At 45.1% G+C, this 7,515-nt stretch carries 6 protein-coding genes; 3 read left to right on the top strand and 3 right to left on the bottom strand.

The window, feature by feature from the left end; translation table 11 throughout:
- Nucleotides 1-174: 174 nt before the first annotated feature.
- From QUA83_RS03800 to QUA83_RS03790, 3 genes are all read right to left on the bottom strand, one after another.
- Nucleotides 175-1,968: a bifunctional 3'-5' exonuclease/DNA polymerase gene (locus QUA83_RS03800; RefSeq protein ID WP_333291633.1), complete on the bottom strand. Its 1,794-nt coding sequence runs from the start codon at nucleotides 1,966-1,968 to the stop codon at nucleotides 175-177.
- A gap of 195 nt (nucleotides 1,969-2,163) precedes the next feature.
- The gene (locus QUA83_RS03795) at nucleotides 2,164-2,748 is read right to left on the bottom strand and encodes a class I SAM-dependent methyltransferase (protein WP_333291631.1); all 585 of its coding nucleotides are present in this window, start codon (nucleotides 2,746-2,748) and stop codon (nucleotides 2,164-2,166) included.
- 55 nt (nucleotides 2,749-2,803) lie between these two features.
- On the bottom strand, nucleotides 2,804-3,484 hold the full coding sequence (locus tag QUA83_RS03790; RefSeq protein WP_333291630.1) for a hypothetical protein: 681 nt from the start codon (nucleotides 3,482-3,484) through the stop codon (nucleotides 2,804-2,806).
- A gap of 361 nt (nucleotides 3,485-3,845) precedes the next feature.
- Here QUA83_RS03790 and QUA83_RS03785 point away from each other — a divergent pair, with 361 nt between their 5' ends.
- The 3 genes from QUA83_RS03785 to QUA83_RS03775 all read left to right on the top strand — a co-directional run bounded on the left by QUA83_RS03785 (nucleotide 3,846) and on the right by QUA83_RS03775 (nucleotide 7,396).
- Nucleotides 3,846-4,142: a hypothetical protein gene (locus QUA83_RS03785; protein ID WP_333291628.1), complete on the top strand. Its 297-nt coding sequence runs from the start codon at nucleotides 3,846-3,848 to the stop codon at nucleotides 4,140-4,142.
- Nucleotides 4,143-4,520: 378 nt separating this feature from the next.
- The gene (locus QUA83_RS03780) at nucleotides 4,521-6,827 is read left to right on the top strand and encodes a M23 family metallopeptidase (protein ID WP_333291626.1); all 2,307 of its coding nucleotides are present in this window, start codon (nucleotides 4,521-4,523) and stop codon (nucleotides 6,825-6,827) included.
- A gap of 50 nt (nucleotides 6,828-6,877) precedes the next feature.
- The gene (locus tag QUA83_RS03775) at nucleotides 6,878-7,396 is read left to right on the top strand and encodes a hypothetical protein (RefSeq protein WP_333291625.1); all 519 of its coding nucleotides are present in this window, start codon (nucleotides 6,878-6,880) and stop codon (nucleotides 7,394-7,396) included.
- Nucleotides 7,397-7,515 lie beyond the last annotated feature (119 nt).

Here is a 7,515-nt window from a genome sequence, read left to right as displayed (position 1 = left end):
TTCAGCCCAAAATTGTTTGGCTTCCAAGTTTTCACAACTGATAAAAAAATCCGACCCACATCTGCGGAATGTGGGATCTAATATTCGGTCGTTCCAAAAAATAAATTAGGAATCCGCTAACTAAGGTTAAAAGAAACCGAGTTTGTTCAAGCAAATCGGTTTCTAACTCACTTGTCAACCCCAAGAAGAAGAAACTTTCACTTCCACTTCAACTGGAACTTGCTGCAAATACAATTCCCCAGCTTCCACCATCACTTTTTTTAGAAGGCAAGTGGTTCTTTTTAAAGTTGCCTTGGGACACTCTAACAAAATCTCATCATGTACCACACCAATCAACTTTGCTCCACTCTTGGGTAAGAGCTTAAACAGACGAGCGATCGCGACTTTCAACATATCAGCCGAAGTTCCCTGAACGGGGTGATTTAGCAATTCTGAAAGCCTGGGTTTCTTTGCCCACCGTCTTCTGCGTCCCCCAATTGTACGAATTTGCTTGATATCTTTGACGTACACAGTCCTCCTGATGTTGTCGTGCCATCTTCTGACTCCCGAATAAGCTTGGAAAAATCGTTTTCTAAACTCTTTAGCTTCCTCCAAAGTTAAAAGAACATCGTACTTTTCTTCAGCATAAGCTTGAAGTTTAGCAGCACCCATGCCATAAATTAATCCGAAATTAACTGATTTAGCAATCCGTCTATCCTCTGCCGTTACCTCCTCTAATAGTTTTCCCGTAATCAAAGAAGCCGTTAAAGTATGCAAATCTTCACCTTTAACATAGGCATCTAACATTTTTGCATCGCCACATATTTCAGCGACAATCCTTAGCTCGATTTGGCTGTAATCTGCTTTAATAATTTGATATCCGGGAGGAGCAATAAAGCAGGCACGCATTCCCTTTACCGTACAATTTCGGGGAACATTTTGCAGGTTTGGCTGCTTACAACTAAAGCGTCCCGAACGCGCACCACATTGCCGATAACTGGGATGAATTCTCCCCGTAATTTGGTGAATATGTTTCGGTAATGCCTCAGCGAAATTTGAGCACAAAGATGCTAATTTTCGATAATTCAGTAACAATTGGATAACCGGATATTGGCGAGCTATAGGAATAAGTTCGCTCTTGCTTGTTGACTTAATTGGAATGTTGAGAGCATGGAGAGCGCTTAAAACTTGTACAGACGAGCGGGGATTTATAGTTTCTACCATCTCGGGAAACAGGGAAAGTTGTGCGCTAGGGGCTGGTTTGAGACCGGCTTTTACTAATTCCACCAGCGTAGTCTGTTTTTGAGCTTTCAGTTCCTCCCCCACCAAATGCCATTGTTCTGCATCCAGTAACATTCCATTTAGTTCCATTTGGGCTACAGCAGGCATCGCTTCAAATTCAATTTGGGCGGTTTCTAGTAACCCAGCACTCCGAAGTTTTGAGATGAGTCGCGCTCTAAGTTTCAGCAGGACAGCAGCATCTAAAGCGGCGTATTCTAACTGAGAAGCTGATAGCTTACCTCCGAAATTGCTCGACTGTAGGCTCTTGTCAAGTTTGATTCCTAAAAATTCAAGAGCGAGGGATTGTAGATCGTGGTTTTTTTTGAGTCCAGATTGCAACACCTGGCTCGCTAGCATGACATCAAAAAATGGGCCAGACGGTCTAAGTCCAGCTATTTCTAGTACCTGCCAGTCGAACTTACCATTTTGAAATATTTTGAGCGCACTGCTGTTTAGAAGTGCTTTTAAAGGCGATAATTCGCGATCGGCAAAAGCAGCTAGATCGACAATTATCACTGGGCGGTGGGGGACAGCTATTTGGATAAGTCGGATGCGTTCCGTAAGTGGATCTAGCCCGGTGGTTTCTGTGTCTATGGCTATAACACGAGCTTTTATTAAAGGCGAGAGAACATCATTTAGTCTGGAAAAGTTTGTAATCAGCTCGTATTCCACAATAGGATTTGGGGCGAAGTCTGGGGAATTATTCATGGGAGTAGAGGGGTTTTAATGTAATAGTTTTAGTCGTAAAATTGATAGAACTAGCAGAGATATTGGGGCAGATATTCGGTATTGAAGTCTCAGTTACATTCTCAATATTTATTTTGAAAAATACTAATAGTAATTTGTTGAAAGGTAAGTTGTGCTGTCCCCACTAATAAAACGGTATAGTGGGGAAGCAATCGTCTACTTTTTGTCTATTACGACTAGGTAGCTCTCAACAGTAACCGGGCGACCGCTCCCCCAAAAGATTTCTAAGGGAAGTTCGATTAACTTGGCTGACGTGCGCTTAAGAAAGGCTCGAAATGCTTGCGATCGCGGATCGGCTCGGACATTCATGGAATTGCTAACAACACTTACCAGCCGTCCAGAATTGGCTAGAAAAAGGTTATGAGCACGTTGTATGATATCTAAATCAACTCCTTTGATGTGGGGCGTTGAAAATGGCGGATTTGCCAAAATTCTGCTATATCGCCTCTGCGGTTCAGTTGTTAAAAAGTCACTTCCAACTAGATTGAACCCTTTTTGGAACAGGAGTTGTTGTAGCAGGGGATTTATCTCAATTACATCAACAATTGCACCCGCTCTAACCATAGCCTCCGCTAATAAGCCGTCTCCTGCTGTTGGTTCTAAGGCGTACATTCCTGAAACAAATTGAGCTTCTTCAATCATAAGCTCAATTAGCTCTGGGGGAGACGGAAACCAGGAATAAGGTGGAGCTTCTCGGATTCGCTCATATAGCATTTCTGCAAGCGATGAAGTATCTTTCATTTTAATTTGGCTGCTATTCGGGCTATAATTGGCGAAGATTGCCTTTTTTTCCGTGTTAAAATAAAGTCAATTGCCCTTCAACTTTTGACTTATCTTTTGGTGACTTAGCTGTTACCATTTCGGTCGGTAAATCTGCATCAGCGCTTTTATCTTGGGACAATTTACGTTTGCCCCAGCCTTGGGATGCTGCATGGCGGACAACGCTTTTCCTAATTGCTCTAGCTAGATGGTGATAATCATTTTGGATGCTGTCAAAGTTCACCGCTGAGAATTCAGCTAATTCGGACAAGTTGTAACCATGTGGTAGCCGATTATGTCTTGTCAATGTGTCTTGTGCTGCCCACATATAGACGTTGTAATAACTGTGGTGCAGAGGAGCTTCAAATGTAGCTCCCATCATATAAGCCACGACTTCTGTGGAAGTGCAGTAATTCCCTACACTTCTGTTGCTGTACTCCTCTACAATCAAATCGAGCCTATCGGATAAGCAAGCCGTTTTCAACCAGTCAGGTATGCTTTCTGACCAGGGGGTTTTGTGTAAAACTAATGGGCCTGCATAGTAACGTAAAAGGGGAAGGGGAATTCCGGTCAATTCCAGTAGCACGGCTATTAAGTCGCGGTGCATACCTATCTGGGCTAATAGCTTCAGCTTTTCCAAAATGCCGGACTGAGGTTTTACAGGATGAGTGGTAATTTCTTCAAGTAATTCGGGCGTTAACAGATTTAGCTGAGTCATATCTTTTTGAAGGATAATTATGTGACAAATGAAGGTCAGAAAAATCGCGTAGCGAATTCAGTTACAGGGATTTGCGCCGTCTGTTGGGCAAACAATTCGGCAGAGATACGCGCCTCTATATTTCTGAGTAATTTTTACCCACCTTGCTGGATGGAAGGCGGGCGAAATTAAGAGCGATGCCAGCGCTATATTTTATTTCGTGCAATAGCAGTAGGTCTTGGTTGTTTGCAGATAGAGTAAGGCGCCGTAGCCTATCCGCCGATAGGCGGTAGTTTAATTACGACTATCGGATGAAACCCCCACTCGTTATCCCTAGCTATGCTGAATTGTTGATTCTTACTACTTTGTAGCTACAGGATTTATGAACGAGCCAAACAATATCTATGGCAATGAACCCGGTTACAGCGCTGATGGCTATGCTGTTAGCGGCTATGAAAGTAACCCGTGCGAGTCCTCCCTTAACGGATATCGAAGCAACGGTTATAGCAGTCAGCAAACTGAGGGTTACGGGGTTCCAGACTACTTTGCTGATGGCTATCGAGAAAACGTTTTTGAAGGCGATTTGAATTTAGCAGATACTCCGTGGACGGAGACGGCTGCTAACCCTAACCCCTATTTTGAGGGAGGGGCAAATGACGCTAATTCCTATCAAAATTAAACAGCTACTTCTCATTTCGACGGCGGTGACTTAGAGCTGTAGTGCTTCAGATTGCAGGCTACAAATCGCCTGTATGAAACTTCTCATTTCGGCGACGATGACTTAGAGCTGCAGTGCTTTACGCCGAGGCTGCTCCATGTAAAGCCTCGGTTGACTGCTTTATTTATTTTAAGAAGCGCAATTGCAGCCTCATCAAGTTCGGTGGGTTCCTTTTTCCCACTTAATTGCTTAACTTTTCTACAGTATCCTCAACCAATAACCAAAGTTTTTTGCACAAACATGAGAAGAATATTATCAACAAGATTCTGGCAATTATCAGTATGGTTATTCTCTCTAGTCTTAATAGTTTCCATTTTGTTTGAGCAACCAATATTTGCTATGGCACGAACCCCTGCTGATACAACTGAAATGCCAACCAAAATTTTAGAAATACCAGGGATGGACAGGCAAGGAAATCCTACTTCAGTTAACGCCCTCTTGCCAGATTGGACACAAATTTCTTTTTCTCAAATGCCACCCATCAGTCAATCGGGAAGCCTTTCAGCGGGAGAGTACAAGCAGGCAGTTGGCTATGATTTGAGCCGAAGTTGGACAGCAGGACAAACTCCTGACCAGTACATCATGTTGGGCGATATCAGCCAAGCTTTGCAACCAGAATTGCTATCGTTTGGTTTTGTCACGCAGCAAGCTGGTCTGAATTTAGATAGCGTAGCTTTAAGCGCATTTACTTTAGTTGCCAAGCAGTCGTTAAATCAGTTAGTTCAGGCTATCCCTCTTCTCGGTCAATTTAAAGTCGCAGAGATTGCGCCGGTGGCTGGACTGCTAGCAACAAAAGCTGCTGGCATTAATGTAGCCGATCGCACTCTAGAGCAGCTCCTCATTTCCCATCCACAATTAAGTAATTTAAAACTCGGAGAAATTGACCTCTCTCAGTATTCAATGTCTTCGATTCCGAACTTAAGCAGCGCTCAACTTGGCGCGTTTTCAGATTGGCAAACGACCTTAATTAAGGACGTACCTGGGCTGAATGCTTTACCTCTGTCTAGCTTTCCCAATCCAATAGCAGAATTCGGCAATTTAGTAATGAGAATTGATGCGGTTTATGGTCCCGCCGAGCGACGGCGAACTAAGACGATATCAGGCTCCGACGTTCAGGGATTCTCAGTTAACTGCCAAGAAAATGATTGCGCTTATATCGAACTAGACGATCTGGAGAATTCGGGTCGGAACGCTCGGGGTTCCCTGGAAGGCAAGCAATGGATTAGCGGTAAGTACCAGAAAGTCGAGGGCGGATCGGGCTGTCTTAAAGGTGTCAACGGCGGCAAGGAACCGACGGGAAGATTGCCTTTTGGCAGCGCTTTTAAGGTAGTGGTCATGGAACCGGACGAGCGAACGGATACCGTTGATACGGCTTTATTCTTCCGATTTTGTTCGCCTTGTGGCTGCTCTCCCTATTTCATTGGCCCAGTACCTTTCTTCACCTATCGGGTTAATTCTCCCATTTTCGTTGGGGCGCTGGAATCGTCCTCTGGCGGCTCTTCCTCTGTACCAACTGGGGCAGTTCGCGGCGGAGTATCTTCTCCTGTTACAAAAGGCGTAGCTACAGCAGCTAATATTAATGTTCCTTGCCCTCCGGGTAGCACTGCACCAGCGCCAGTGTCAGTTGGCAATGTTCAAGGAGTCAATGTTCCCGCTTTGTCGGAAGCGATCGCCAGTATTGAAAGCAGCGGTTCTTACGAGAATGTCGGCGTTAATGCTTGCGTTGATGGCGGAAATAATTGCGGGGTTCCGTTGGGCAAGTACCAGTTTATAAACTACGACGAGTACGCTGCTAGTTCAATTTCATCTAAACCAGGGGGTACGCAATTTTTAGCCAAACTGCGACGCGGTTATCAACCCACTCAAGCAGAACTTTTTCAATTTTTTCCGCCTGCCGATCGAGAAGCTGTTTTTGCTCAAAGTCTCGCTTCTAAGCTGAATGCCACCTCTCAAGAAAAAGACCCTACTACTGGAAGTTTTTTTAGTGGCGATCGCCTGATTGAGCGAGTAGCTCAAAAGCATTTCGGGGGCGACTATTCCAAAGTTGACGGCTCTTCAACCGATACATTCGGTCGTTTAACTCTCTCAAGTTACGGACAGGATGTTTTGAGGCGCTATCGAGAGGGAGGTAGGGCGATCGCGCAGTCGAATGCTGCTTGCGTTCCGACTTCCAGTGCGGCGCAATCCTCTAATTCTGCGAGTGCTGCCCCCGGCGGCGGTCAATCCACGAGTCAGTATATCAAGCCTGCGAATGGGCCTGTAACCAGCCGCTTTGGGATGCGAACTCGTCCGGTTTCCGGGGTGCGGAAAATCTATAACGGCATTGGAATTGCCGGCTCAATGGGAAGTCCGGTAAAAGCTGTTGGCGGCGGCGTTGTCAAGACAGCGGTGTCTAACTGCCAGGAAGGGTTAAAGAACTGCGGCGGTGGCTACGGCAACTGGATCGAAATTGAACACGGCAACGGTCGCACAACTCGGTATGCTCATCTGCGCGAAGGTTCAGTGAAACTCAAAGTTGGCGATCGTGTTTCTCAAGGTCAGGTCATAGGCGGACTAGGCAGCACTGGGACAACGGCAGACCCTCGCTTGCACTTTGAAACCCGCATTAATGGAACGGCTGTTAACCCATCTCAAGAAGGAATTTGAATTAAACGGAGATGTTCTGCACCATGATTTCCTTGAAAAAACGGACAATTATGTTGAAATTTACCTGGGGCTTGCTAACAGCTTTTTTGGTTTATTTGTTGAGCAGTTTATTTACCCCTCCCCCAGCTTTTAGCCAGCCGACTCGGAACGCTGATTTCCCTTCAGCTTGCCTTCCAGTTGGTCTAGGGACTCTCAGGACAGAGTTTGTAACTGAAGTAACAGATGGCAGCACTCAATATCGCTTGTTCGATGCCTATTTGCAGGGAGATGCCGTGCCTTTTTCTGTATTGGTTTCTCTCCAAGAGAAGCAGTGTAGCTTGCTTTATTCCAACCCGACAAACGATTTTTATCCTTACAGCCACACTGTCAAGCTGCCGATAGCAAGGCAAATCGCTCTGGGAGAATTGCGTTACTCCATCAACAAGGCAGGGAGTATTGATAAGTTCCGCTCTACCTTGCAGCCGAATTTTGGAGAACCCACTTGGCGATTTTCGGAAGAAGAGCTTTGGGCATTTAAGCAGGTTGGTATTACTGTTCCTTCACTTAGTAAAACCAGCAAATATAAGTGAGATATGTTCGCTTTAATAAGACTGCTACCAGCAAAATTTAAACTTTTGCTTAAAGCGGATTTAGTAAATCGGCCAGGTGTCTTTCATCACCGGATTTAGTAAATCGACCAGGTGTCTTT

The sequence above is a fragment of the Microcoleus sp. K1-B1 genome (genome assembly GCF_036704705.1).
GTDB lineage: Bacteria > Cyanobacteriota > Cyanobacteriia > Cyanobacteriales > Microcoleaceae > Microcoleus.
This window is presented reverse-complemented; position numbering and strand designations above follow the sequence as displayed.